At 63.9% G+C, this 22,600-nt stretch carries 25 protein-coding genes, 1 pseudogene and 1 riboswitch; of the genes and pseudogenes, 11 read left to right on the top strand and 15 right to left on the bottom strand.

Features of this window, described 5'->3' with window-relative positions:
• Nucleotides 1–247 precede the first annotated feature (247 nt).
• Both JQ633_RS30670 and JQ633_RS30675 read right to left on the bottom strand, forming a co-directional pair.
• A pseudogene (locus JQ633_RS30670) lies at nt 248–589 on the bottom strand (IS5 family transposase); the annotation flags it as partial.
• Nucleotides 590–663: 74 nt separating this feature from the next.
• On the bottom strand, nt 664–1,608 hold the full coding sequence (locus JQ633_RS30675; protein WP_211989214.1) for a LysR family transcriptional regulator: 945 nt from the start codon (nt 1,606–1,608) through the stop codon (nt 664–666).
• 108 nt (nt 1,609–1,716) lie between these two features.
• Between JQ633_RS30675 and JQ633_RS30680 the strand changes: the two genes are divergently transcribed.
• From JQ633_RS30680 to JQ633_RS30695, 4 genes are all read left to right on the top strand, one after another.
• Nucleotides 1,717–2,289 carry a hypothetical protein gene (locus JQ633_RS30680; RefSeq protein WP_211989217.1) on the top strand — a complete coding sequence of 191 codons (573 nt, stop codon included), beginning with the start codon at nt 1,717–1,719 and terminating at the stop codon, nt 2,287–2,289.
• Nucleotides 2,290–3,058: 769 nt separating this feature from the next.
• Nucleotides 3,059–3,535: a hypothetical protein gene (locus JQ633_RS30685; protein WP_211989219.1), complete on the top strand. Its 477-nt coding sequence runs from the start codon at nt 3,059–3,061 to the stop codon at nt 3,533–3,535.
• A gap of 306 nt (nt 3,536–3,841) precedes the next feature.
• Nucleotides 3,842–4,309 (top strand): peptidoglycan-binding domain-containing protein, encoded by a 468-nt coding sequence (locus JQ633_RS30690; RefSeq protein ID WP_211989220.1) that lies wholly within the window; start codon nt 3,842–3,844, stop codon nt 4,307–4,309.
• Nucleotides 4,310–4,660: 351 nt separating this feature from the next.
• Nucleotides 4,661–4,888 carry a hypothetical protein gene (locus JQ633_RS30695; protein WP_211989449.1) on the top strand — a complete coding sequence of 76 codons (228 nt, stop codon included), beginning with the start codon at nt 4,661–4,663 and terminating at the stop codon, nt 4,886–4,888.
• 87 nt (nt 4,889–4,975) lie between these two features.
• On the opposite strand, the gene JQ633_RS30700 is transcribed toward JQ633_RS30695, so the two are convergent.
• Entirely contained in the window at nt 4,976–5,191 is a 216-nt protein-coding gene (locus JQ633_RS30700; protein WP_211989222.1) for a dodecin family protein, read from the bottom strand.
• Between the two features lie 924 nt (nt 5,192–6,115).
• Here JQ633_RS30700 and JQ633_RS30705 point away from each other — a divergent pair.
• Nucleotides 6,116–7,192 carry a hypothetical protein gene (locus JQ633_RS30705; RefSeq protein ID WP_211989224.1) on the top strand — a complete coding sequence of 359 codons (1,077 nt, stop codon included), beginning with the start codon at nt 6,116–6,118 and terminating at the stop codon, nt 7,190–7,192.
• A gap of 375 nt (nt 7,193–7,567) precedes the next feature.
• Here the strand turns inward: JQ633_RS30705 and JQ633_RS30710 are convergent, their stop codons facing one another.
• Entirely contained in the window at nt 7,568–8,449 is an 882-nt protein-coding gene (locus tag JQ633_RS30710; protein ID WP_211989434.1) for an AraC family transcriptional regulator, read from the bottom strand.
• A 350-nt stretch (nt 8,450–8,799) separates the two neighbouring features.
• Here JQ633_RS30710 and JQ633_RS35275 point away from each other — a divergent pair, with 350 nt between their 5' ends.
• Nucleotides 8,800–9,714 (top strand): right-handed parallel beta-helix repeat-containing protein, encoded by a 915-nt coding sequence (locus JQ633_RS35275; protein ID WP_249159763.1) that lies wholly within the window; start codon nt 8,800–8,802, stop codon nt 9,712–9,714.
• Between the two features lie 78 nt (nt 9,715–9,792).
• On the opposite strand, the gene JQ633_RS30720 is transcribed toward JQ633_RS35275, so the two are convergent.
• On the bottom strand, nt 9,793–10,161 hold the full coding sequence (locus JQ633_RS30720; RefSeq protein WP_249159764.1) for an SANT/Myb-like DNA-binding domain-containing protein: 369 nt from the start codon (nt 10,159–10,161) through the stop codon (nt 9,793–9,795).
• Between the two features lie 236 nt (nt 10,162–10,397).
• On the opposite strand from JQ633_RS30720, the gene JQ633_RS30725 reads away from it, so the two are divergent.
• A complete protein-coding gene (locus tag JQ633_RS30725; protein WP_211989229.1) occupies nt 10,398–10,811 on the top strand; it encodes a hypothetical protein in 414 nt (137 codons plus the stop codon).
• Between the two features lie 101 nt (nt 10,812–10,912).
• Here the strand turns inward: JQ633_RS30725 and JQ633_RS30730 are convergent, their stop codons facing one another.
• From JQ633_RS30730 to JQ633_RS30755, 6 genes are all read right to left on the bottom strand, one after another.
• Entirely contained in the window at nt 10,913–11,206 is a 294-nt protein-coding gene (locus JQ633_RS30730; protein ID WP_211989230.1) for a hypothetical protein, read from the bottom strand.
• A 146-nt stretch (nt 11,207–11,352) separates the two neighbouring features.
• Nucleotides 11,353–12,468 carry a serine hydrolase domain-containing protein gene (locus JQ633_RS30735; RefSeq protein ID WP_211989232.1) on the bottom strand — a complete coding sequence of 372 codons (1,116 nt, stop codon included), beginning with the start codon at nt 12,466–12,468 and terminating at the stop codon, nt 11,353–11,355.
• A 27-nt stretch (nt 12,469–12,495) separates the two neighbouring features.
• Nucleotides 12,496–13,068, bottom strand: a complete 573-nt coding sequence (locus JQ633_RS30740; protein ID WP_211989234.1) for a DUF1700 domain-containing protein — start codon at nt 13,066–13,068, stop codon at nt 12,496–12,498.
• The gene (locus JQ633_RS30745) at nt 13,065–13,394 is read right to left on the bottom strand and encodes a PadR family transcriptional regulator (RefSeq protein WP_211989236.1); all 330 of its coding nucleotides are present in this window, start codon (nt 13,392–13,394) and stop codon (nt 13,065–13,067) included. Before JQ633_RS30745 ends, JQ633_RS30740 begins: the two co-directional genes overlap by 4 nt.
• Before the next feature lie 219 nt (nt 13,395–13,613).
• The gene (locus JQ633_RS30750) at nt 13,614–14,477 is read right to left on the bottom strand and encodes a bifunctional 5,10-methylenetetrahydrofolate dehydrogenase/5,10-methenyltetrahydrofolate cyclohydrolase (RefSeq protein WP_211989238.1); all 864 of its coding nucleotides are present in this window, start codon (nt 14,475–14,477) and stop codon (nt 13,614–13,616) included.
• Nucleotides 14,478–14,493: 16 nt separating this feature from the next.
• Nucleotides 14,494–14,573, bottom strand: a riboswitch (ZMP/ZTP riboswitch).
• Between the two features lie 33 nt (nt 14,574–14,606).
• Nucleotides 14,607–15,476, bottom strand: a complete 870-nt coding sequence (locus JQ633_RS30755) for a LysR substrate-binding domain-containing protein (RefSeq protein WP_211989240.1) — start codon at nt 15,474–15,476, stop codon at nt 14,607–14,609.
• Between the two features lie 91 nt (nt 15,477–15,567).
• Between JQ633_RS30755 and JQ633_RS30760 the strand changes: the two genes are divergently transcribed.
• The 4 genes from JQ633_RS30760 (at nt 15,568) to JQ633_RS30775 (ending at nt 19,317) form a co-directional block, all read left to right on the top strand.
• Complete coding sequence (locus tag JQ633_RS30760; RefSeq protein ID WP_211989241.1) at nt 15,568–16,482, top strand: DMT family transporter; 915 nt, start codon at nt 15,568–15,570, stop codon at nt 16,480–16,482.
• Between the two features lie 82 nt (nt 16,483–16,564).
• Entirely contained in the window at nt 16,565–17,245 is a 681-nt protein-coding gene (locus tag JQ633_RS30765) for a site-2 protease family protein (RefSeq protein WP_211989242.1), read from the top strand.
• Between the two features lie 96 nt (nt 17,246–17,341).
• Entirely contained in the window at nt 17,342–17,752 is a 411-nt protein-coding gene (locus JQ633_RS30770; RefSeq protein WP_211989435.1) for a hypothetical protein, read from the top strand.
• Nucleotides 17,753–18,096: 344 nt separating this feature from the next.
• Entirely contained in the window at nt 18,097–19,317 is a 1,221-nt protein-coding gene (locus tag JQ633_RS30775; protein WP_211989243.1) for an ABC transporter substrate-binding protein, read from the top strand.
• Between the two features lie 265 nt (nt 19,318–19,582).
• Here JQ633_RS30775 and JQ633_RS30780 read toward each other — a convergent pair whose 3' ends face one another.
• The 4 genes from JQ633_RS30780 to JQ633_RS30795 are packed head-to-tail and all read right to left on the bottom strand — an operon-like array spanning nt 19,583 to nt 22,600.
• The gene (locus tag JQ633_RS30780) at nt 19,583–20,377 is read right to left on the bottom strand and encodes an energy transducer TonB (RefSeq protein WP_211989244.1); all 795 of its coding nucleotides are present in this window, start codon (nt 20,375–20,377) and stop codon (nt 19,583–19,585) included.
• Nucleotides 20,378–20,389: 12 nt separating this feature from the next.
• Nucleotides 20,390–20,851, bottom strand: a complete 462-nt coding sequence (gene exbD / locus JQ633_RS30785; protein ID WP_211989249.1) for a TonB system transport protein ExbD — start codon at nt 20,849–20,851, stop codon at nt 20,390–20,392.
• A 3-nt stretch (nt 20,852–20,854) separates the two neighbouring features.
• Nucleotides 20,855–21,907 (bottom strand): tonB-system energizer ExbB, encoded by a 1,053-nt coding sequence (gene exbB / locus JQ633_RS30790; protein WP_211989252.1) that lies wholly within the window; start codon nt 21,905–21,907, stop codon nt 20,855–20,857.
• A gap of 3 nt (nt 21,908–21,910) precedes the next feature.
• Nucleotides 21,911–22,600, bottom strand: coding sequence for a Fe2+-dependent dioxygenase (locus JQ633_RS30795; RefSeq protein WP_211989254.1), 690 nt, complete (start codon nt 22,598–22,600; stop codon nt 21,911–21,913).

Consider the following 22,600-nt stretch of genomic DNA (forward strand, 5'->3'; position numbering starts at 1 on the left):
CCCGGCGGCTTGCCGTGCCTGATGCATTGCGGATTGACCAAGCCAATGTGTCTGCGCAGGCCAGCGCAGCCGACCGTTGGCGACTCCTGCACTGGGCGCGTATTCGGCGCGATCATCATTGCATACTCCAGCGTTGATACGACAGATGGTGAGGTTGCCAGAAGAAAATGGCCCCGGAGCAATGAGGCCCCGGGACTAGTAGGCAGGTGTAGTCGGAAAAATGTCGGGGCGTCCCGACGCTGCAAAGCTAGGGTGCGGACTCATAACGCGCGGCCAACCATAGCCGGATAGATGCGAGTTGGATGAAGGCGAGGTAGTTTCCCGCAAGCCTGTCGTAGCGCGTCGCCACCCGACGGCATTGTTTGATCCTGTTGAAGAACCGTTCGACCTGGTTGCGAGCGCGATAGAGGTACGGGCTAAAGCAGATCGGATCGCTTCGGTTGCTTTTGGGCGGGATATTGGCCCACGCGCCTTTCTTCATGGCAAGCTCTCTGATCCAATCGGCGTCGTAGCCACGGTCGGCAAGGAGCATTGATCCGGATTTGAGACGAGACAGCAATTTTCCAGCAAGTCGAACGTCGTGCGCCTGCAGCGTTTCGACTGTGCCCTCATTGCGGCCTGGCTCCGGAAGCAGGCCAACCCGCGGCAACACGTGCAATGCGATTATGCCTCTGTTTCTTGCGGTCTCGGTAGAGGAGAAACGCGTTTGGCAAACTCGCGTCCCGGATAGCGCTGGCCGCAATAGGCGACGAGTTCGTCGATAAAGGATTTGGCGTAAGGCGCCAGAAAGCGCTGCGGATCCCACGCTACGGCGGTCCAGCGCCCGATCGAGGCGCCGCTGTGAATCAGCGGAAAGGCCCGAACGCCGACGGGCGGGATATGGACGTTCGACGGCACGATGGCGACATCGTTCCCGCCTTTTGCCAGCGCGAGCAGCGTGTGAGGCGCCGCGCTTTCAAGAGTCACGCGTGGCCTGATGTGCGCGATGTTGCAGGCGGCATCGAACCAGCCGCGAGATGCGAAGTCCCGGCGCAGGAGAAGCAATGACTCCTCGGCGAGTTCCGCAATTTCCAGCTTCCGCCTGCTTGCGAAGCCATGTCGCGGCGAAACCACAGCAAGCATATGGACGGGAGCCAGCAACCGACGGTGATAGCCATCGTCTGCGGCTGGAATGATCGCGAGATGAACGTCGCCGCGCTGCAGACGATCCGGAACGCGGGCGCCACCATCCTCGATCAACTCGATGACCACGGAGGGGTGCTTGCGCCGGAACGTAGGCAGGAAATTGGCCAGCACCGTTTCCATATGCTGGGTGCTGCACCCGACCCGCAGGGCACCGGCCTTGCCGGTTCTCAGTGCGCGTGCACGCTCGCCGAACGACTCTGCATCCTGCAGGAGACGGCGGCCGCGCCGTAGCAGATCCTCGCCCTCTGAAGTCAGCTTGATCCCGCGGCCAACGCGGTCGAACAATGGTATCCCCAGCTCGTCTTCGAGCGCCTGGATCTGGCGAGAAGCTGCAGGCTGGCTTAGGCGCAGCTGCTGTTGCGCGGCGGCAAAGCCGCCTGCCTCGGCAACGACGACGAAGGTGCGCAGCTGTCGAAGGTCCATTTCAATGCACCAATCGCATGAATTATTAGACAATAAATGCATTGGACACATTGAGCAAGTCGCGACATCCTTAGGTCGTCAAGCCGAAATTTGCCAAGGGAAATCGCGATGTTTGAAACAGAGCGTTTCGTTGCCGACTGCCGCGCGGCGTTCGCGGAGGATTCAACTCACCGGGCGATTCACGAGGTCGTTGCCCGCGCGATGTCTGAACCATCAGCGGTGTTCAAGGGGCTCGGCGAGCCCTCGCGTCCCGAGAGCCGCGCGCTCTTCCATTCCGAGACGCTGACCATCCTCAACGTGGTATGGCCCCCCGGCTACATCGTGCCGCCTCACGATCATCACATGTGGGCCGTGATCGGCGTTTACGCCGGTCGCGAGGACAACGTCTTCTGGCGGCGCATTTCGGACGAACCAAGCAGGATAGAGGCTGCCGGCGCCAAGGCCTTGTGCGCGCGCGATACCGTGCCTCTCGGTACCGACATCATCCATTCGGTGATCAACCCGATCGATCGGCTGAGTGGTGCAATCCACATCTACGGCGGCGATTTCTTTGCCGCGGAACGCAGCAAATGGGATTCATTGACGCTTCAAGAGGGCCGATCCGACCGCGAAGAAGCGCGCCGCAACTTCGAATTGGCCAGCGCGCGTTACGAGGCAAGTCTGGGCCAGCAGGCTGGCTAACCGCGGCGGGCTCAAAGAAGTTGCTCCGTCAGGTCCGGGCCTATCCTAGCCGAGAAGCGGATGCACGGAACGGTTCCGAGCATGACTAACCTTGAACTGAAGCATCCTGTTTCCCGCTCGTAATCCGGTGCTCGATTTCCGCTTGTGGCCCTTCTCGACGTCCGACAACTTCCGCTTTCGCGCCGCTGTTGGGGGACAAGCGGACATCAGGTCCGCCTACTCTCAGCGGCAGATTTTATGAGTACGCACCTTAGCACGGGCGTCGCGAATTGCCACTTTTTCCCGATCCCGTAATCGCACGGAGTGCGTCCCCAGATTTCGTCGGATACGAGAGAGTGATCGGGGCGGTTAGTGGTGACTTTCGATGCCGATAAACGGGGCCAAGCCACCAGAGCAAGCAGCTAGAGGATGTCGCTGCACTGATAGCGCTAGACGGCGTGCCTGGGATGCCCCGTCGGCAGATTGCGAACGTACCCTGTCCACGATAGCGACACCAATCTCGCCCCCTCTTTCGGGGTACCGCCTCATGGGAAGCAGAAGGTCTGGAGCATTCGACGTCCTTTTGGCGTACTAATAGCCTTCAAACCAAGAACCAATGACGCCTCCAGGCATTGTTGTCGGGGCGGCTTTCGAGGGTCGTAGCGATGGAACCGGATATTGGTGAGCCCGTCAGGCGGCATGAAGTGATCCCTTTGAACGAACCCGTGATCAACCCGGAACAGCCGGAGTCTCCCGTCGCCCCGAACAAGGTGCCAGAGAAGGAGCCGGCATGAGCTTTGCCATCGGCGAGATCGTTGGTCATCGGTATTGGGTCGTGTCGTGGGATGAGAATCTGTTCGGCCCGCACAGTTGGCGTCATTGGCATCCTGATGAACCAATGTCGGGCAATACGAGCCGTGGCGGTCATCCCGGTGTGTATGCTCTCAAGTCGAGGAAGTTGGTCAGCAGCTTCATTGCCAGCGCGTCGGCACGCAGAGAGCTTGCCAGGATGTGGCGCTCGCCTCCTCTCCTTCCATCGCCTGATCACAGCGCCTCAGTGGCACTCGTCGTCGGCACCGTCTCGCTGTGGGGAACGGTCTGGGAGCATGAACACGGTTTCCGCGCTGAGTTCGGACGCGTGCGGACGATCGATGAATGGCTCACCGGTGAAGAGTTCGAACAATGCCGAACGGACGGCGCGCTGCTTGAAAGAGTACGCGCGAAGTACGGTTGCGCTTCGAGGCGCGAAATGAGCGGGGCAGTCTGACTGCAACCGACCAACGGTGGTGACGAGCGACGCTCCTTCGTCAAACTGAAGTCGTGAGTGCACTCTCTTGGATGCCTGTTTGGTAGTTTGGACAGAGATGCTGCTTCGGACAGTGACGCTGCGTCGGACAGAGATGTTGTCGTGTTAGAAACAGCGTAATCCCGCTGGCCCTTCCTTAACTATGCGCAAAGCTCATGAGCGCGGCACGCAATTGCCCACGCTAGGATGATAGTGCGTGCGCATTACGCACGCGCAAGTTGGCTGAAATACCAATCATGCACCAGTTAACACAACGGAGTGATTGCTATGGCCGATCCCATCATCAAGCTTGGCTCAACAGGAGATGCAGTAAAAAAGGCGCAGAAGGCGCTCATCCAACGTTTCTATCTCGCCGTCGGAACAGATGACGGCATTTTTGGTCATGTCACCGATTTCGCGGTCAGAAGCTACCAAAATGACCGGTCCGTAGGGCACTTCAACGCCTTCTCGTTTCCGCTTGTCATTGACGGCATCGTGGGTCAGCAGACCTGGAGCAGGCTGGCACCGGACACGGTCAAGAAGGGCTCGAAGGGCAGCGGCGTAAGGCTCCTTCAGGAGCTGCTGAAATCCTTCGCGGATCCTCAACTTGACCCTGGACCCATAGACGGCGATTTTGGCCCGCTCACTGAGACCGCCGTGAAAGCGTTCCAAGGGTTTGCCGTCGATTTCGATGGGAATCCGCTCACGGTCGACGGCATTGTTGGCCCGAAGACGTGGACCGCCCTCTGGAGCTGACCAAGCCCAAGGTCGAACCGTTCAACGCCACTCCTGATTTGAGTGAATGGGATTTGAGTGAATAGCGAGTTCGATCTGCGCCATGTGTGTGCGCCGAGCTGCGCACACACATGCAGCTATCGACTGCTTCCTCTTACGATACCCGCAGCGGCTTGTGCTCTATAGTTTCATCTCACGGCTCCCCGTGAAATGAGCCGGCATGGCTGGCGCCGCGGAATCTCCACGCCCATTGGCCCAAGCGCAAACGATGGCAGCAATCGCTCTTCACCGGCGGCAATTGCTCTGGCGCAGCCGTGGCTCCGATCCGCTAGATCATCACGGTGCCCACATCCAACCGGATGGAGACGGAAGATGATCTGGAAAAGCATCTTCAGTGCGCATGCGACAGTACCGGCCTCTGCGCGCTGGTCCGCAATGACGAGCTTTGCCCGCAACTCGGTCGAGACATTGTCCGACCTTGCCTGCGTCATCCAGAATCTGGTTCTGGACGTCCGCGATAGCTACCGGCCCGAGTTGCACTACATGCGTGGCCCGGGTCCGAAATGGCGAGCCAAGCATCGAAATCGGCTTGTGGTTTGATTCTTCGCGGACTCTGGACCGGCACCGCTGTGTTAATCGCTTCCCTGAGCCAGCCTCGCCCCGCAAGCAGGGCGAGGCTGATCAAGCTCAGGTGCCCTCGAACTTGAACGACACGTTCAGCTTGGCGCGATAGGCCTCGACCTTGCCCTTTTCGTCCAATTGCATGTCGAGCTTGACGACCTCCGCGACACGAAGATCCCGGAGAGACTTGGCGGCCTGTTCGACCGCTTTAGCTGCGGCCTTTTCCCAGGAGTCGCTGCTGGTGCCGATCAGTTCAATGACCTTGTAGACGCTCTCAGCCATGTCGTTCTCCCGTTCGGTATGAAACAGGGAGCAGGTCCTCCCTGCGGGTACCAACCTAGCATTATGGCAAGGCCGCTGGAAAGGACGCGGCCGGCAGCCTGCGACATGCAGAGCTGTTTACTCCGGCCGGATGGCCATCAATTCCGTCAGCCGGGAGAGCGATGAAACGCGGCTGGGCGACGTCAACTGGGGCCAAAGATCATGTAGAGCAGCATCGTTCCGACGACGGCTGTCCACCCGATCGAAGCGGCAACGGCCCACACCTGCACCGGCATCAGACTGTTCCCTTGCAATTCGAGGAAAGCAAAACGAGGAGGCCGCTGGCGCTGGACAGCGGCCTCCTGGACCCGATTTGAAATGAACGTCTTGCGATGAAATGGTAGTCAATGGTCCATCGTTATTAGACATGGATCCGCCAGGCCGTGAAGTCCAAACGGGCTCGGCACTATGTGGAACTATTGTGACGTTGCGAGCGCGACACACATTCGTGTCTCAAGGCTCGAAAAATAACCTACGTGAATCTCCCTCTCAGATTGCCCTTCTTCCCTAACCGTGCAGCACGTTAGGCTGTGGATGTGCTCAAAGGGCTCGAGATCGTCTCGAGCAGCATGAGGAAACGGTCGATTGGAAGGCGGCACCGGAGCTCAACGCGGAAGCAGTATTGGCGCTGGATAATCGCGCGCTCTTCGCGACCTGAGGCGAGCCACTCCGTTCACTTGTCAGGTCAGGTTCGGATTGGCACCGATCAAGGCGCAACCCGCTGGAACGCGACCGCCGCAGGTCTGAATAGACCTGGTATCGACGGGTCAAGTATAGGTTGACACGAGACCGTCGATCTCATTTTTTGACTGGATTATTTGATCGCAGAGCTGATTCCTCTTGATGGAGCTCCGCTCGGTGGTAGTTGGCCGAGGCTATTACAAGATGACCATTTCGTCCGCTGGCGGTAACCGCTCGCGACCAGACCGAAAATCCATGTGGCTCCTTGCGGCGTCCGTTTTCGCCGCCTACCTCGTCGCTGCCAATTACCTGGATAAGACTTACGTCAATCCGATGCCGAAGGGTGAGGAAGTCGTCGAACTGGAAAGACCATTCGGAGGCTACTACGACCACGCCTACGTGGCGCGACCGCGCAACCTCCAAGCGGAACCAGACGACCCCGCTGTCGAAGGGGATCGCACGTCAAGAGCCGTTGTCTACGAGGACGATCATCCGCTAGGCCCTGCACACGCTTCGTTTCAAGACATCGACAAGCTAGGCGGTGGCCGGTTCGCGCACTTGCCAACCGGCATCCTGTTTTCGACGAGCGACGGCACCAATCCAAATACGAATGGCAGAAATTACTGGATCGTCGTCCCGCCTGCTCCGCCAAAGCCAATAGGCGAAGAGGTTGTTCAATTGCGCGGCCCCTTCGAGCGGTTTGGGCTCGCCTACGTGACGCGGCCGCGCAAACTGCGAGCCGAAGCCGATGACCCGGCCGTCGAGAGCGATCGAACGTCGAGGGTCGTGATTTACGAGGAAGGTCGCCCACTCGGCCCGGCCCATGCTGCATTCAGCGATATCAGCAAGCTCGGCGGCGGCCGGTTCTCCCACTTGCCTAGCGGAATCGTCTTCTCGACCAGCGATGGCACCGACCCGGACACCAACGGTCGCACATATTGGGCCGTGGTCCCCGTTGCTCCGACGAAACCGCCGGGACAAGAGGTCGTGCAGCTAATCGGGCCCTTCGAGCGATATAAGCAGGCCAACGTGGCGTACCATTTCCGGCCGCGGCGACTGGCGGCCCAGGCCGACAGCCCGACCATTCCGGATGATCACACGTCAAAGGTCGTGGTCTACGAAGACAATACCCCGCTCGGACCCGGACACGCATCGTTCCGCGACATCGACGAGCATGGCGGAGGTCGCTTCGCTCATTTGCCGAACGGCATCACTTTCTCCAGCAGCGACGGCAGCGACCCCAACACCAACGGGCGAGTTTATTGGGCTGTCGTACCGTAAGGTACAGTGCAGCGGCTTCCGTTCGCACACACCAGGAGACGGACCGTGCAATGTCCGTCGAGGACCGGGTGCCCTCATGCTCCTGGTTACCACGAGTCTCTAGCGGCGGACCGATCGCGCCTGCATCACCCAAACGGGCTATAACGCCCGCAAAGTCAGGCACATGAGCGTTGCAAAGCGCGATGTTGTCATGGCGCTTGCGCGCGTTAACGCTTGTCGATGCGGTGCATCACGTTGTGCCGCAAGGGCACTGTTCGCGCGGTGTCCGACGACCAAAGTGTAAACTTGGCCTCAGCGCTTTTCCCAGCGCTGAGGCCTTTTCTATTGTGCGGCAGCGGGCGAGGCAACGGCGTGGTCGGCAAGAGGTCGGAATAGCTATTTCAGTGGCAGGAACAAGTCCGCGACCGTCTCGTGCTGCGGCACCTCCGGGAAGAAGCTCAGCCGCTGGCAGTAGATCGGGAAGTCGCGCGTTTCCTCGCCGCTGGCGGGAAGCCAGTCGCGATACAGATAGAGTGCCGCGGGCTCCAGATTGTCGGTGTTGCCGACGACGCGCAGCACCGCACAGCGTCCGCCGGGAATCTCGCCGGCCTTGATCCCCTCGCCGTTCGCGGCGATCGGCCGGTCGGTGCCGACACAAAGGTCGACGCTGTAATCGGCTGGCGACGCCGGACGCCGCTCGGAACGCCAGACGTTGAAGGTCGGGCTTGTGTTCGGGTGCAGGCCGGCGGCCTTGCGCCACGCGATGAAGCGCTGGATGGTGACGCCGAGCGTCGCCGGGTCGCCCCGATGCTCCATGATCGCCACCGGCGTCGCGGGCACATCGCGAATCGTCACGTCGTCGGTCGTAAAGGTCTTCTGCATCAGCTTGCTCCTCGCGTTGTCGAGAGGCCCGAAGGCCGCAAGCCACGGTTCCCAGTCGGGAGACTTCCGGAACGACGACGGCGATTGCCCGAACCGTTGCCGAAAGGCGCGGGCGAAGGCATCCGGTGCATCGTAGCCGGCATCCATCGCTATCTCCGTGACGCTCTCGGCGTCGCGGTAGGCCAGCCGATATGAAGCGCGCTTCATGCGGGCGAGCTGGATATAGCGATGCACGGACAGCCCGAAGGTCGCCGTGAACTGCCGGTGGAAATGATACTTCGAATAGGCTGCGACGCCGCTCAGCGTGTCCAGGTCCAGATCATCGTCCAGATGCCGGTCGATGTGATCCAGCACCCGCAGCATCCGGGCATGGTAGTCTTGCAGCGCCGCCTTCACCGTTCCGTTCTCCGTGGCGGCACCAGATAGCCGCGCGCAGGCGTGACGCGCTCGACCGATCTTGCGGTCTTGCTGCTCGGACTTCATTTTCGCGCCGACATGTCGTGCAGCAGCGCAAGAGCTTCATCGGCGATGCCGTTGCAAGCTCCGGCCGCGAATCGCTCCTGATTCGTTGCAACCATTGAGAGTGCTGCCCTCACCCGAATCGTACACTTAGCCGTTTCGGTGAGGCGATTCGTGCACGGAATGAGAGCAGATATCGATCGCGGTTGTTGGTCACGGATGAATTTCATTGTCTTGCGGACGGCGGCATGGCTGATAGGGCGCGCGCATCAACATGGAGGCTGACTGTGCGTCGTAACACTTTTTCATTTGCCGTTATTCTAGGACTTCTCACTCTCGCATTCGCACCGGGCTCGGCTCACGCCCAGGCGACCCGGACCTGGATCTCCGGTGTCGGCGATGACGTCAATCCTTGCAGCCGCACCGCGCCCTGCAAGACGTTCGCCGGCGCCATCTCGAAGACCGCCGCCGGCGGCGAGATCAACTGCCTCGATCCGGGTGGCTTCGGCACCGTCACGATCACCAAGTCGATCACGCTCGATTGCCAGGATATCCTCGCCTCGATTCTGGCGTCCGGAACCAACGGCATCAACGTCAATGCTGGCGCGAACGACAAGGTCGTTATTCGCGGCCTCAGCATCAACGGTGCGGGCACGACCCTCGGTCTCCGGGGAATCAACATCCTTGCCGGCGCGAGCGTCACGGTCGAGAATGTGAGGGTGTTCGGGTTCTCGCAGCAGGGCATCGCCGATACGCGTACCGCCGGCGGCACCCTCGCCATCACCGATACGGTGTCCCGCAACAACGCGATCGCCGGCATCGGAATTGCGACCGGAGCCACCGTCAAGGTGGTGATCGACAGTGTGCGCTTGCTCAACAACGGGCACGGCATCGCGACCGGCCCGAATTCCTTCATCATGATCAAGGGCTCGGTTCTCTCGAACAACACCAATGCCGGGATCGACAATGAGGGCGGCAACATCGTCGCAAGCGGCAATGCGATCGCCAACAACGCAACTGGTGTGCTCAACACCGGCGGCGGCATCACGCGGCTGGCGAACAACGACGTCGTGTTCAACACGACCTCGCTCAACAACTCTTCCGGAAGCCTGATCTCGTTCGGCAACAACCGGACCAACACGCCGACCTCGGGTGCGATCACGCCCGCCGGCGGCGCGAGCCCGGATCTCGGTCAGCAATAACGCTCGATCGCGATTTGCGAGACCGCAACCTCGGGCCACGGCCCGAGGTTTTTTTCATCTCGCCTCCGACCGCGCCGGTCAGCCGCTCGGAATTTTTCGCCGCACCGCCTCGGCGCCGGCGTCGGTGACGAGATATCTCCGCCCCGTCGTTCCCTCCGGAATGATCCAGCCCTTCTCGATCATGCCGGCGATGGTGCTCGGCCCGACGCCCGCGGGAAACGGACGGCGGTTCTTGATCGCGTCGATCCCGACCCGTTCGAGATGGGTGGCGACGTGCGACGGGCGGGCGCGATAGGCCTTTGCGATGATCATGACCGACAGGACTTCGGCGCGGCGCCGCACCGCCGAGGCGCTGCGGGTCAATTCGTTGCTGATCTCGAGGGCGTTCTTGCCGTCCTTGGCGAGTTGCCTGAGCTTGTCATCCTCCTCCGAGGTCCAGCGCCGCATGCTCCCCATTTCCCCTCATCACCTGTGCAGTGGGAACCTGCATACGCAGGCGAGACCGATTTGCCATGTGACTTTCGGCACCTGTCGCCGTGACCTTCGGGACTGTCGGCCGCCGGCAACGAGCCACCTGCAGCGGATGGTGCACGCTCCGCGTGTATTGCAGCTGATTTCCGCGCTGGCCGACCGCGGTGAACCGCGCTACAATCTCACCACGATTTCAGAAGAGAGATATATTCATGCGTGTACGCTCGATTGTTGCAGTTCTCTTCGCCATGGTGATCGGCCTGCTGGCTTTTGCGGATGCCGCGCGGGCCGACGAATTCTGCGAGGCCAATTTCCCGCCCTGCCCCGATGGCGCGGCGCCGTTCTGGGGCAGCAATGGCTGCACCTGCCCGAAGCCGAAGTCCTGCGCGCCGCAGAACTGGTTCTGCTCCTGGCAGCCGATTGCCGGAGGATGGACGGGATGCACCTGTGAGATCCGCAAGCCGCCGCCGCCGCCGAAGGGTTGCAGTGCCTTCACGTGTTCCGACGGCAGCACGCCGCACGAGGACGGCTTCGGCGGCTGCTCCTGCGAGCAGCAGATTCTGAAGCCCTTCGTGACGCTGGTGCCGCGGCGCGCCTCGCCGGTTCCGCGACGGCGCGAGCAGTAGCGCGCGACACACTGCCGCGCGCGCAGACAAGGTTCCTTATCTCGCGAGGGTCGTCCCACGAGCGGCCGCAACCGGCCGTTCGCGGGCTTCCCCTCATGCGATCAATGCTTGCTCGGCTCGAGCATGATGAGCACGCCGGTCGGCTCGGGCTCGTGCGGCCGAAGGCTGGTGAGCTCCGGATCGCTCCACTCGGCAAGACTCACCACCTCGCCCGCCTGCCCCTGCTTGTCCGCGGTCTCGGCAGGTTCGAGCACCTTGAGGCCGGCGGTGTCGACGAAGAAAGTGTGCTCGCCGAATACGCTGTTCAGTTGTGCGACCGCCGGGTGATCCTCGGGTAGCACCTGAGCGTTCATCTGTGTCATCGTCGTTTTGACCTGCTCGGAATTCAACTTCATGAGCTGCTTGCTCCTTTTCGGTTCCGGTGTTGGCGCTCCCGATCGTGCACGCACGACAGGAATGCGCACGCTCCCGCCCGCCCTCAAAACCTCCGGGCTTTCTTTCGAACCGATCGCGCTGCGAAACGTTCCTTGTTCCGCTCGCCTTACTGGACAAAACCTGGCAGCACGACGTCGTTGAGGATGGCGTCATTGATGCGTCGCTGTTCCGCCGCCGGCTTGTCGTAATTGCCGCAGACCTGTGCGACGACGAGGTCGAGCGCGGGGAACACGTACAGGCGCTGGCCGCCCCAGCCGATGCCGCCGATCCAGGGTTCCGGGCGCGGCAGTGCCGTGGCGAGGGCCGCGCCGAGATACCAGTGATAGCCGTAGCGAAATCCGACACTGCTCACCGCCGCTGGCGTCACCGAGCGCTTCAGCCAGTCGCGCGGCACCACCTGCCGGTCAGTCCACGCGCCACCCGCGCGGACGAGCTCACCGATCTTCAGGAGATCGCGCGGCAGCAGCCGCAGGCCGGATGCCGCGCGATACTCGCCGTCGCGCCGCCCCTTCGCCCAGTCGACCGCACCGAACCCCAACGGATCGAACAGCACGCGGCGGCAATAGGGCAGCAGCGCCTCGCCGGTGCCCTTTGAGATCAAATGGCCGAGCAGCGCGGTGGCGCCGCCGCAATAGGTCCAGACCGTGCCGGGCTCCGCGACGATCGGCCGCTCCAGGATGAAGCGGAAGCGATCGGGCGCCGCCTCCATCGCGATCTCGGAGTTGCGCAGATCGCTTCCGTACGGGATCGTCAGCTCGTCCCAGTCGAGACCCAGCGTCATCGACAGCAGGTGATGGATGGTGATGCGGTCGCGGCCCGACTGGCGCGCGATGTCGGCATATTCCGGAAACTGCTCGTACAGCCGCGCCTCCGGCGGCGGCACCTTGCCGTCCGCGAGCGCAATGCCATACGCTAGACCGACCACGCTCTTGGACACCGAGCGCAGATCGTGCGGCACGTCGGCAGCAAAGGCGACGTCATGAAGCTCGCCCTTGATCTCCGATTCATCGTCGCCCTTGCCATAATGCTCGAGCAGCAGCGTGCCGCCGCGGCTGATCAGCAGCGCATGCAGGCCGCCGATCCGGCCGGCGCGCTCGGCATCCGCGAGGCGGCGGCCGATCTCGTCCGGCGACGGCGCCGCGAGCGCGGCCGACGGCACGATCAGGCTTGCACCAAGCCCTGTCAGCACGCAGCGGCGATCGAGCATCCGCAGTTTGCGCATCTTCAGCCCTCCTCCGGCCCCGGCGCTTCAGCCGGCGTGCTGTTTCGGCTTGAGCAGCCGGTAATGCAGGCGCGCGTAGCTGCCGAGCTTGCCGACGGCCGCATTGACGGCGAACAGCAGCAGCAGCGCGATGCCGCCGCTGGCGCAGATCAACCCGACGCCCGCCGCCGCACGCAGCACCAGCTTTGCGATGGAGGCGACCGCGGCGAGCTTGAAGACACTCACGAGCAGCCCGATCCCGACGATGCCGAGCACGAACATCACGAGGCCGAGCACGAGCACGGTGAGCGTTGCGGCGAACAGCAGCGGCAGCAGCAGCACGATGTCGACCGCGGCAAGACCGCCGAGCGCCAGCAGCGCGGATGCGGAATTGCGCAGGCTGTGGTCGTCTTCCCAACGCCGCAGTCCGGTCTCGGCGCGCAGCTCGCGCGCCAGCCGCGCCGGATCGCCGAGCGCGGCAGCGACATCGTGTTCGCTGCGTCCGTCCGCAAGGCCCTCGTCGAAATAGGCGCTGTAGTCGTCGAGGATTTCCTCGACCTCGCGCGCCGGAAGGCCGGCCAGCCCGTCGGAGAGTCCGCGCAGGAAGGCGTCCCTGGTCATTTGCGGCCTCCGAGCAGTTGGTCGACCGCGCCGGTGAAGGCCTGCCATTCGCGCTTCTGGGCGGCGAGTGCCGTGCGGCCGGCCGGCGTCAGCCGATAGTATTTGCGCGGCGGGCCGCTGTTCGATTCGACGAGGCGGGTGTCGACCAACCCGTCATCCTGCATGCGGCGCATCAAGGGATAGATCGTGCCCTCACCCATGCCGATGCCCGCGGCGAGCGTGCTCGCGATCTCATAGGCATAGCTTTCCCCACGGGCCAGCAGCGCCAGCACGCACATCTCGAGCGCTCCCTTCTTGAGCTGAACCTGGATCGTCGATTCCGCCATCGAACTCCTGCGAGTGTTGAGAGCTATATATAGCAAGGTACCATGTAATGCAAGGTACATTGGCCGGACACCCTTGCTGCGTAGCCCGGATGCAGCGCAGCGAAATCCGGGACCATATCACCCGGTCGCAAGACCGCCCCGGATTGCGCTTCGCTTCATCCGAGCTACGCGTCAATTTGCAGCGACATTGCGAGCGGCTTGGCCGCTCGCATCGCATCGCTATTGCAGCCGCGCGGCCCTCGCCTTCGCGGCCTTCACCGTGTTCTCCATCAGGCAGGCGATCGTCATGGGGCCGACGCCGCGCGGCACCGGCGTGATGGCGCCGGCGATCTCGACCGCCTCGTCGAACGAGACGTCGCCGCGCACCGCATAGCCGCCTTCGGGCTTTTCGACGCGAGTGGTGCCGACGTCGATGACGATGGCGTCCGGCTTGATCCAGTCGCCGCGCACGAGGCCGGCCTTGCCGACCGCGCTGACGAGGATGTCGGCCTGGCGGCAGATCGCTTCGATGCCGCGGGTGTGGATGTGGGCCTGCGTGACGGTCGCGTGCTCCCGCAGCAGCAGCGCGGCCATCGGCTTGCCGACGATGTTGGAGCTGCCGATCACGACGGCATGGGCACCGGTGAGATCGGGGCGGATCGACTTGATCAGCCGCAGGCAGCCGAGCGGCGTGCACGGCACCAGCGCGTCGTCGCCATGGAACAGGCGGCCCGCGTTGAGCGCGTGCAGCCCGTCGACATCCTTCGCCGGATCGACCGCCGCCATCACGCGCAGCGCGTCGATATGCGCGGGCAGCGGCAGCTGGATCAGGATGCCGTCGATCTCGTCACGCGCGTTGAGCAGTTCGATCCGCGCCAGCAGATCGTCCTCGGAGGCATCGTCGGGCAGCCGCACGACCTCGCCGCGCAGCCCGAGCTGTCCGGCCATCCTGACCTTGCTCTGCACGTAGAGCTGGCTTGCGGGGTCGTCGCCGACCAGCACGACCGCGAGCCCGGGCGCGCGGGGCAGCCGGTCCAGTTCGCTAGCAATTTTATCGATGAGAATCTGGGCATGCACGTGCCCATCGAGAATATTCGCCGTCATGGCACCTCCGGTTTCGAAGCGGTGCCCAGGCGCGCGGCGTTCAGTCTCTGCGCTCCCCGATGGTGGCCCATCCAAGCGCCAGTCGCGCAGATGCGCGGCTTGTAGCTCTTCAGTCGGACAAAGGCAATGCTAGCGCTTCCGGCCCGCCGGCTGCCGCAGCGCGGTCACCAGATGATCGGCGAGCAGCGAGGCGGCGCGCGTCAGGTTCTGCGCGCGGTGCAGCCGGATTTCGGCTCGTGGCAGACGCGGCAGGCCGTCGCGTGCCGTCAGCCGACGCAGGGTCGGCGGAAACGTGCCTGACTTGACCACGGTCACCGCGAGACCCTGTGCCGCGATCGCCTCCACCGCCGACAGGCTGTGGCTGACGAAGGCGAGCCGCCACGGCCGCTTCGCCTGATCCAGCGCCTGCATCGCCCAGCTCCGGAACAGACAGCCCTGCGGATAGAGCGCGACGGGAAGCGGATCGGTCTCTTCGACCCGATGCTCGGTGCTGGCGGCCCACACCGCCTGTTCGATGCGCAGCAGCTCGCCCTCGCCGCGCCCTTCCGGATGCATCGCGATCACGAGGTCATAGGCCTCGCCGAGCCGGTCGGTCATCGTCGAGGTCAGCCCCGTCTCCATCTCGACATGGACCAGCGGATAGCGGGCGACGAAGCCGGCCAGCAGCGGCGGCACGATCATGGTGCCGTAATCGTCCATCACGCCGAGGCGAACGCGCCCTTCCATGCCGTGCGCGCGTACCCTGCCGACTGCCTCCTCGTTGAGGCTGAGGATGCGACGGGCGTAGCCGAGCAGTCCTTCGCCTGCCGCGCTGAGATCGACATTGGTCCTGCTGCGGTGGAACAGCTCGGCCTGCAACCGCTCCTCGAGCCGCTTCACCTGCATGCTGACCGCCGACTGCGTCCGGTTCAGCGCCGCGGCGGCGCGGGTGAAGGAGCGATGCTCCGCCACCGCGACGAAGGCCTGCAACAGATCGGGATCGAGGGTGGGCAGGGCCATAACGAAGCGTGATCTGATATATCAAATATATTCGATTTCTTGATTATCTCCGCTTCCCTAGATTGCACAAGCGAAACCGGGGAGCGACGCGATGGGCGAGATCTTGGGGGTGCTGGCCGCGGTGCTGTCGAGTGCGCTCGGCGGCACCTCGATCGGCGCGACGCGGTTTCTGGTCGGCGCCATCGATCCGCTGGCGATCGGCGCGTTCCGCTTCGGCATCGGCGTCCTGCTGCTGCTGCCGCTGGCTTTGCTTCAGCGGGGGGCTTGGCCGCCGCGGCGCGACTGGCCCGGAGTCGCCGGGCTCGGCCTGCTGTTCTTCGCCGCGTTTCCGATCCTGTTCAACGCCTCGCTGATCTTCACGACGGCGGCGCGCGGCGCGCTGGCGCTCTCGACGTTGCCCCTGCTGACGATGCTGGTCGCGGCCGCGCTCGGCGCCGAGCCGCTGACGGCGCGCAAGAGCGCCGGCGTGCTGGTCACGATCATGGGCGTCTCGATCGCCCTGCTCTCGGGCCTTGCCACGGCGCCGCCGGGCGCCTGGCGCGGCGATCTGCTGATGGTCGCGGCGGCCCTCTGCATGGCGCTCTACAGCATCTGGTCACGCCCCTATATCCGCCGCTCCGGGCCGATCCCGTTTACGACGCTGGCGATGGCGGCCGGCGGCGCGGTCCTCATCCTGGGCGCGCTGCTGCGCGGCAGTTTTGCGCCGGTCGCGGATTTCGGCGCGGCGCAATGGTTCGGCGCGATCTATCTGGGGGCGTTCGGCGCGGCCCTCACCTTCTGGCTCTGGGCTTTCGCGCTGCAGCGGACGACGCCGACCCGGGTTGCGATCTCGGTCACCGTCAATCCGATCGCGGCGGCGCTGGTCGGGGCGAGCCTGCTCGGCGAGCCGCTGAGCTGGAATCTGATGGCCGGGATCGTCACCGTGTTCGCCGGCATCTGGATCGCGACCACCGAGCCTCGGGCGCGGCACACCGCCGCAGCGGCCACGGCAACGGAGCCGCGCTGACCGGCCGTGCGGTCAGGCAAAGACGTTCGCAAATTCGTGCTAGCGTGGCGGCCCGGTCCCGAGCCAACAGGCGGTACGCATTTTGAACGTCTCTCTTTACGGCATCTCCGTCTGGGTGCTGCCGGTCCTCATCGCCATCACCTTCCACGAGGCCGCGCATGGCTTTGTCGCGCGCCGGCTCGGCGACGACACCGCCTGGAAGCTCGGCCGCGTCACCTTCAACCCGCTGAAGCACATCGATCCGTTCGGCACCATCATCCTGCCCGGCGTGCTGCTGCTCGCGCAGTCGCCGTTCCTGTTCGGCTACGCCAAGCCGGTGCCGGTGAACTTCCGCAACCTCAGGCATCCCAGGCTCGACATGGTGTGGGTCGCGCTGGCCGGCCCGGTCATCAACATCATCCTGGCGACCGCGGCGGCGCTGGCATTCCACGCGATGCCATTCGTCCCGGCCGGCGCCGCGCAATGGACCTTCGACAATCTGAAAAACGCGTTCCTGATCAACATCGTGCTCGCGATCTTCAACATGATGCCGATCCCGCCGCTGGACGGCGGCCGGGTCGCGGTCGGCCTGCTGCCGCGGCCGCTGGCCTATCCGCTGTCCCGCCTCGAGCCCTACGGCATGCTGATCCTGATCGGGCTGTTGATCCTGCTGCCTATGATCGGCGCCCAACTCGGCCAAAATCTTGATGTTATTTCAACGATACTGCGAACACTGACCGGCTATGTGATCCAGGCTCTTCTTTTCATAACCGGAAACACTTAGAGTTTCCGCATTGATCGGGATCGGAGAACCGGGATCCAATTCTCCGGATCATACGGGCGGGAACACCTCGAGGCCATGGTGATCAAAGCTGCCGATATGCTGATTGCGCGACGCGCCGACACCCGCGCGCGGGCCGACTTCGCCACCTGGAAGATGATGGCCAAGCTGAACGGCGCCTCGGCGCTGCCGCCCGAGGCGCAGAACTTCCTCGCCAGCTACAGGAAGCTGCTGGAGCAGATGGCCGACGCCGATGCGAGCGAAGCCACCATCCAGCAGATGTATCGCAGCTACTATTCGGAGATGGGCGGCGCCGGCAAGCCGCCGGAGGTTCCGGCGCGCTCGCGCGAACCGGCCACCGAGAGCGGCAACGTCACCGCATTCCGCCGCCTGCCGGCCAAGCCGAAGGCGGCCCCGTCGGACCCGAACGCCAAGCGCCCGATGCCGGTCGCGCTGATCTTCGCCTGCCTCGTCGTGGTCTACGTCGCGATCCGCTACTACTGGAAGTAGCGCCTCCTCCGATCGTCATTCCGGGGCGACGCGCAGCGTAGCATCAACTCTCCACGGTCGTCCCGGCGAAAGCCGGGACCCATAACCAGGGTCAGCTTGTTGAAACGAGCTGTGGCCCCAGCGTTGCGCACCAATAACCTTCGGTGGTTATGGGTCCCGGCCTTCGCCGGGACGACACCGTGGGTGGTTGCGCGCCGAGAATTCGTTGCACGCAGTTCGTGGTGCGCCCGCGCCCCGGAATATAAGACCTTCGGATGTCCGCGCGTCCCCGCCTAGGCGGCACGACGGTTGCCGGGCATAATGCCAAAAAAACAATTCAGCGCACAAATCATACCGGAGGAGACATGAAGCGTTTCATCGCAGCCTTTGTCGTGACCACGAGCCTGGTGTTGTCAGGCAGCGCACTGGCGCAGACCATGGACAAGACGGTGCGGGTCGGCAGCCTCGGCGACCAGTCCGGCCTGTACCAGGACATCGGCGGCCCCGGCTCGACGGTCGCAGCGCAGATGGCGATCGAGGATTCCGGGCTGCTCAAGAAGGGCTGGAAGATCGACGTGATCGCGGCCGATCACCAGAACAAGCCCGACGTCGGCGTCAACATCGGCAAGCAGTGGATCGACGTCGAGAAGGTCGACGTGTTCGTCGATCTCGCAAGCTCGGGCGTCGGCCTTGCGATCGCCAACCTCGCCAAGGAGAAGAACGTCGTCAACCTGAACTCCGGCTCGGCGTCCTCCGACCTCACCGGCGCGCAGTGCTCGCCGAACACCGTGCACTGGGTCTACGACACCTACATGCTCGCCAACGGCACCGGCAAGGCGCTGGTGAAATCCGGCGGCGACACCTGGTTCTTCCTCACCGCCGACTATGCGTTCGGCCAGGCGCTGGAGCGCGACACCGCGGCGGTCGTCACCGCGAACGGCGGCAAGGTGCTCGGCAGCGTCAAGCACCCGCTCAACAACGCCGACTTCTCCTCCTTCCTGCTGCAGGCGCAGAGCTCGAAGGCGAAGATCGTCGGGCTCGCCAATGCCGGCGGCGACACCACCAACGCGATCAAGCAGGCCGCCGAATTCGGCATCGTCGCCGGCGGCCAGAAGCTCGCGGGCATGCTGATGTTCCTCACCGACGTCAACGCACTCGGCCTCAACGTCGCGCAGGGCCTCAACTTCACCGAGACCTTTTACTGGGACATGAACGACCAGACCCGCGCTTTCTCGAAGCGCTTCATGGAGCGGTTCAAGAAGAACCCGCCGACCATGGTGCAGGCCGGCGTCTATTCGTCGCTGATCCATTACTTCAAGGCGCTGGAAGCGCTCGGCGGCAATCCGCATGACGGCCGCGCCGTGGTCGCCAAGATGAAGGAGCTGCCGACGGACGATCCGCTGTTCGGCAAGGGCTCGATCCGCGCCGACGGCCGCAAGATCCACCCGGCCTATCTGTTCGAGGTGAAGAAGCCGTCGGAATCGAAATATCCGTGGGACTATTACAAACTGATCGCGACCATCCCCGCGGACGAGGCGTTCCTGCCGCTGGAGAAGAGCGTCTGTTCGCTGGTGAAGAAGAGCTGACGCGGCGTCATTCCGAGGCTCGCGAAGCCCTCAGAGGCCCCTCGCGCGTCGTCCCGGCGAAAGCCGGGACCCATAACCACAGGGTCAGGTTGTTGAAACGAGCTGTGGGCCCCAGCGTTGCGCAGCAATAACCTTTGGTGGTTATGGGTCCCGGCTTTCGCCGGGACGACACCGTGGGTGGTTTTCTTAGTCCCGTCGTCGCAACAGCCTCACAGGCCCTCAGGTGCGCAATTGCGCACCGGGGAATGACGAAAGTCGCCGCGCGCTACTTCTTCGGCTTGGTGAAATTGACCGGCAGGCTGAACGCGAACTGATCGTCCGTGAGATCCGCGGGCGGCGGCGGGACCGGGTCGGAGCGGCGGACCATCGCGACCGCCGCATCGTCGAACGCCGTGTCACCCGAGGATTCCGTCACATTGACAGACAGCACGTTGCCGCGGCGGTTGAGCACCAAGGCGAGCATCACCTTGGTTGCCTTGTTCTTGTTCTCCGGATAGCGCTTGTGCAGCTCGAAATAGGCGCTGATCTTCTTGCCCCATTTGGCGGTCAATGCCAGCCGGTCCTTGCCGATGCCGGGATTCGGCGCCTTCGTCGTCTCCGACTGACGGGTCGCGTCGTCGAGCTTGGTGGGGGCGGCTGCCACCGACTCCTGCTGGGCTTGCTGCGCGTTGGTCTCGACCTTGGCGACCTTGGCTTCCTCCTCGGTCGGCTTCTTGCTGTTGTCCTCAGTGACGACGCGATCGGGATCTTCGGCCTCGGTCGGCTGCGCCTGCGGGAGGTCGGTCTCCTTCACCTCCGCCTTCTGCTGCGCCATCTCCTGCACGGCCTGCTGCTCGTCGGAGGCAACAGGCGCGGGCGGCGCCGCATCGTCTTCCACGCTCGCGGTGGCGAGCTCGACGGCATATTCCGCGCCGGCGGCGCCAAGTCCCTCGCCCTCGTCATCGGCGCGCAAATTCGCCAGCGCCAGCGCCGCACCGCCGAGATGCAGACCGACCGCAATCACCGCGGCCATGATCCAGAGCGACTTTGACGAGCGCAGATCGAGTGCGGGATCGGACATCGCCGTGCGCCTCTAGGGTTGGGCCGGTTGGGCCGGCGCCGCGGGTGCGCCCGGAACGCCCTCGAGCGTTACCAGCTTCACCTTGGTGTAGCCGCCGGCACGCAGCAGCTCCATGACGCCCATCAGCTCGCCATAGGGGACGACCTTGTCGGCGCGCAGGAACACGTATTTGTCCTTGGTCATGTCGGGCACCGCATCCAGCGCGCCGACCAGCTCGGCCCGCTTCACCGGGTTCTCCCCGATCGCGAGCGTCAGGTCGGGCTTGATGCTGAGATAGGTCGGCTTGTCCGGCTTCTTCTGCGGGGTCGACGAGGATGTCGGCAGATCGATCGGCAGGTCGACGGTCGACAGCGGCGCCGCCACCATGAAGATGATCAGCAGCACCAGCATCACGTCGATGAACGGCGTGACGTTGATCTCGTGGGACTCCGCGAAATCGTCGTCGCTGTCGTTCTCTGAGAGCGAGACCGCCATCGCCTACTCCGCCGCCGCGGCGCGCGCACCGTGCGGAACGCTGCCGGGAATGCTTCCGTGCGTGCGATCGAGATCGCGCGACAGCAGCCGTCCGGCGGCGCCCGAGGCGCGGCTGACGAGTTCGAGATAGCCCTTCGTGACGCGCGAGAAGTGGTTGTAGATGATCACCGCGGGGATCGCCGCCACCAGGCCGATCGCGGTGGCCAGCAGCGCTTCGGCGATGCCCGGCGCCACCACGGCGAGGTTCGTGGTCTGCGACTTCGAGATGCCGATGAAGCTGTTCATGATGCCCCAGACCGTGCCGAACAGGCCGACGAAGGGCGACGTCGCGCCGATGGTCGCGAGCAGGCCCATGCCGGTGCGGATGCGGCGCGCCTCGGCGCGCACGATCTCGGCGAAGCTCGAGGCGGCGCGCTCCTTGATGCCGGTATCGCTGGAGATGCCCGCCGACAGCCGGCCCTCGCGCATCGCGGCCGCGATGAACGACGACAGCACGCTGCCCTTGGCGCCGAGCGCGAACTGCGCTTCCGCCAGCGAGCGCGATTCAGCGATCTTGGTCAGCGCGCCGCGCAGCTTGCGCTGCACCACGGTCAGCTCGATCATCTTGGCGATGAACACGGTCCAGGTGACGAGCGAGGCGAAGGCGAGACCGAGCATCACCGCCTTCACGATGATGTCGGCGTTGAGGAACATATTCCACGGCGACAACTCATGCAGCCCGGTGCTGCTCGACTTCAGCTGCTTGCCGTCGCTTGTCGCAGGCGCAGTCGATGCATCGACCGCGGCCGGCGTCTGGACCGGTGCTGCCGCTGCTGCGGCGGGCGCAGGCTGAGGTTGCGGCGCGGCGGCAGCCGGCTGGGCGACGGGTGCCGGCTGAGCCACCGGCGCAGTGGGCTGAGCCGCGGGCGCGGCAGGCTGGGCCACCGGCGCGGGCCGGGACTGGACGGCGGGCGCCGCCGGCGCTGCCTGCTGCTGCGCCGAAGACGGCACGGCGAGCGTGAGCATCGCCAGCGAGGCGATCATGGCGGATGCAGCGCGGAACAGGGATGTCTTCATTACTTACACTTCAGCCCAGTGACGGATCAGGTTGTGATAGATGCCGGTCAATTTGACCGTTTCAGGGTCGTCGCGCCCTAGCCGTTCCACCAGGGCCTGGATCGCAGTATCGAGATCAAAGATCAGGCTGCGGGCATGAGCATCCCGTACCATGCTCTGGAGCCAGAAAAAAGACGCAACCCGCGTCCCCCGGGTGACCGGCGTCACCAGATGCAAACTGGAAGCAGGATAAACCACGAGATCGCCCGCCGGCAGCTTGATTTCATGGGATCCGTAGAGGTCTTCGATGACGAGCTCGCCGCCGTCGTAGTCTTCCGGCTCCGATAAAAACAGCGTGACCGACAGGTCGGTGCGGATCCGCAGGCCGGTCAGGTGGTCGCCGCGCACCGCATTGTCGACGTGCAGGCCGAAATGGTGCCCGTCGGTCGCGGCGTAGCGGTTGAACAAAGGTGGAAAGATTCTAAGCGGGATCGCCGCCGAGATGAAGCGCGGGCTCGCCGACAGGGCCGACAGCACCCGGTTGCCGAGCTGCCGCGCGACCTCGCTGTCGGGCGGCAGCTGCTCGTTGCGCTTGACCATCGCGGAGGCAGCGCCCGCGGTGGAGCGGCCATCCTCCCAATCGCCGGCATCCATGATGCGGCGGAAATCCGCCACATCGTCTTTGCTCAACACATTGGGAACACAGACCAGCAT

It is taken from the genome of Bradyrhizobium tropiciagri (assembly GCF_018130505.1).
Taxonomy (GTDB): Bacteria; Pseudomonadota; Alphaproteobacteria; order Rhizobiales; family Xanthobacteraceae; genus Bradyrhizobium; species Bradyrhizobium tropiciagri_B.

Excerpts from the sequence above, each read along its gene's own strand:
- JQ633_RS30740 (WP_211989234.1), bottom strand. The coding sequence starts at position 13,068 with ATGACCAGGGACGCCTTCCTGCGCGGACTCTCCGACGGGCTGGCCGGC.
- JQ633_RS30700 (WP_211989222.1), bottom strand. The coding sequence starts at position 5,191 with ATGGCTGAGAGCGTCTACAAGGTCATTGAACTGATCGGCACCAGCAGC.
- JQ633_RS30730 (WP_211989230.1), bottom strand. The coding sequence starts at position 11,206 with ATGAAGTTGAATTCCGAGCAGGTCAAAACGACGATGACACAGATGAAC.
- JQ633_RS30745 (WP_211989236.1), bottom strand. The coding sequence starts at position 13,394 with ATGGCGGAATCGACGATCCAGGTTCAGCTCAAGAAGGGAGCGCTCGAG.
- exbD (WP_211989249.1), bottom strand. The coding sequence starts at position 20,851 with ATGGCGGTCTCGCTCTCAGAGAACGACAGCGACGACGATTTCGCGGAG.
- JQ633_RS30780 (WP_211989244.1), bottom strand. The coding sequence starts at position 20,377 with ATGTCCGATCCCGCACTCGATCTGCGCTCGTCAAAGTCGCTCTGGATC.
- JQ633_RS30775 (WP_211989243.1), top strand. The coding sequence starts at position 18,097 with ATGAAGCGTTTCATCGCAGCCTTTGTCGTGACCACGAGCCTGGTGTTG.
- JQ633_RS30795 (WP_211989254.1), bottom strand. The coding sequence starts at position 22,600 with ATGCTGGTCTGTGTTCCCAATGTGTTGAGCAAAGACGATGTGGCGGAT.
- JQ633_RS30705 (WP_211989224.1), top strand. The coding sequence starts at position 6,116 with ATGACCATTTCGTCCGCTGGCGGTAACCGCTCGCGACCAGACCGAAAA.
- JQ633_RS30680 (WP_211989217.1), top strand. The coding sequence starts at position 1,717 with ATGTTTGAAACAGAGCGTTTCGTTGCCGACTGCCGCGCGGCGTTCGCG.
- exbB (WP_211989252.1), bottom strand. The coding sequence starts at position 21,907 with ATGAAGACATCCCTGTTCCGCGCTGCATCCGCCATGATCGCCTCGCTG.
- JQ633_RS30755 (WP_211989240.1), bottom strand. The coding sequence starts at position 15,476 with ATGGCCCTGCCCACCCTCGATCCCGATCTGTTGCAGGCCTTCGTCGCG.
- JQ633_RS30735 (WP_211989232.1), bottom strand. The coding sequence starts at position 12,468 with ATGCGCAAACTGCGGATGCTCGATCGCCGCTGCGTGCTGACAGGGCTT.
- JQ633_RS30750 (WP_211989238.1), bottom strand. The coding sequence starts at position 14,477 with ATGACGGCGAATATTCTCGATGGGCACGTGCATGCCCAGATTCTCATC.
- JQ633_RS30675 (WP_211989214.1), bottom strand. The coding sequence starts at position 1,608 with ATGGACCTTCGACAGCTGCGCACCTTCGTCGTCGTTGCCGAGGCAGGC.
- JQ633_RS30685 (WP_211989219.1), top strand. The coding sequence starts at position 3,059 with ATGAGCTTTGCCATCGGCGAGATCGTTGGTCATCGGTATTGGGTCGTG.
- JQ633_RS30725 (WP_211989229.1), top strand. The coding sequence starts at position 10,398 with ATGCGTGTACGCTCGATTGTTGCAGTTCTCTTCGCCATGGTGATCGGC.
- JQ633_RS30760 (WP_211989241.1), top strand. The coding sequence starts at position 15,568 with ATGGGCGAGATCTTGGGGGTGCTGGCCGCGGTGCTGTCGAGTGCGCTC.
- JQ633_RS30720 (WP_249159764.1), bottom strand. The coding sequence starts at position 10,161 with ATGCGGCGCTGGACCTCGGAGGAGGATGACAAGCTCAGGCAACTCGCC.
- JQ633_RS30770 (WP_211989435.1), top strand. The coding sequence starts at position 17,342 with ATGCTGATTGCGCGACGCGCCGACACCCGCGCGCGGGCCGACTTCGCC.
- JQ633_RS30690 (WP_211989220.1), top strand. The coding sequence starts at position 3,842 with ATGGCCGATCCCATCATCAAGCTTGGCTCAACAGGAGATGCAGTAAAA.
- JQ633_RS30695 (WP_211989449.1), top strand. The coding sequence starts at position 4,661 with ATGATCTGGAAAAGCATCTTCAGTGCGCATGCGACAGTACCGGCCTCT.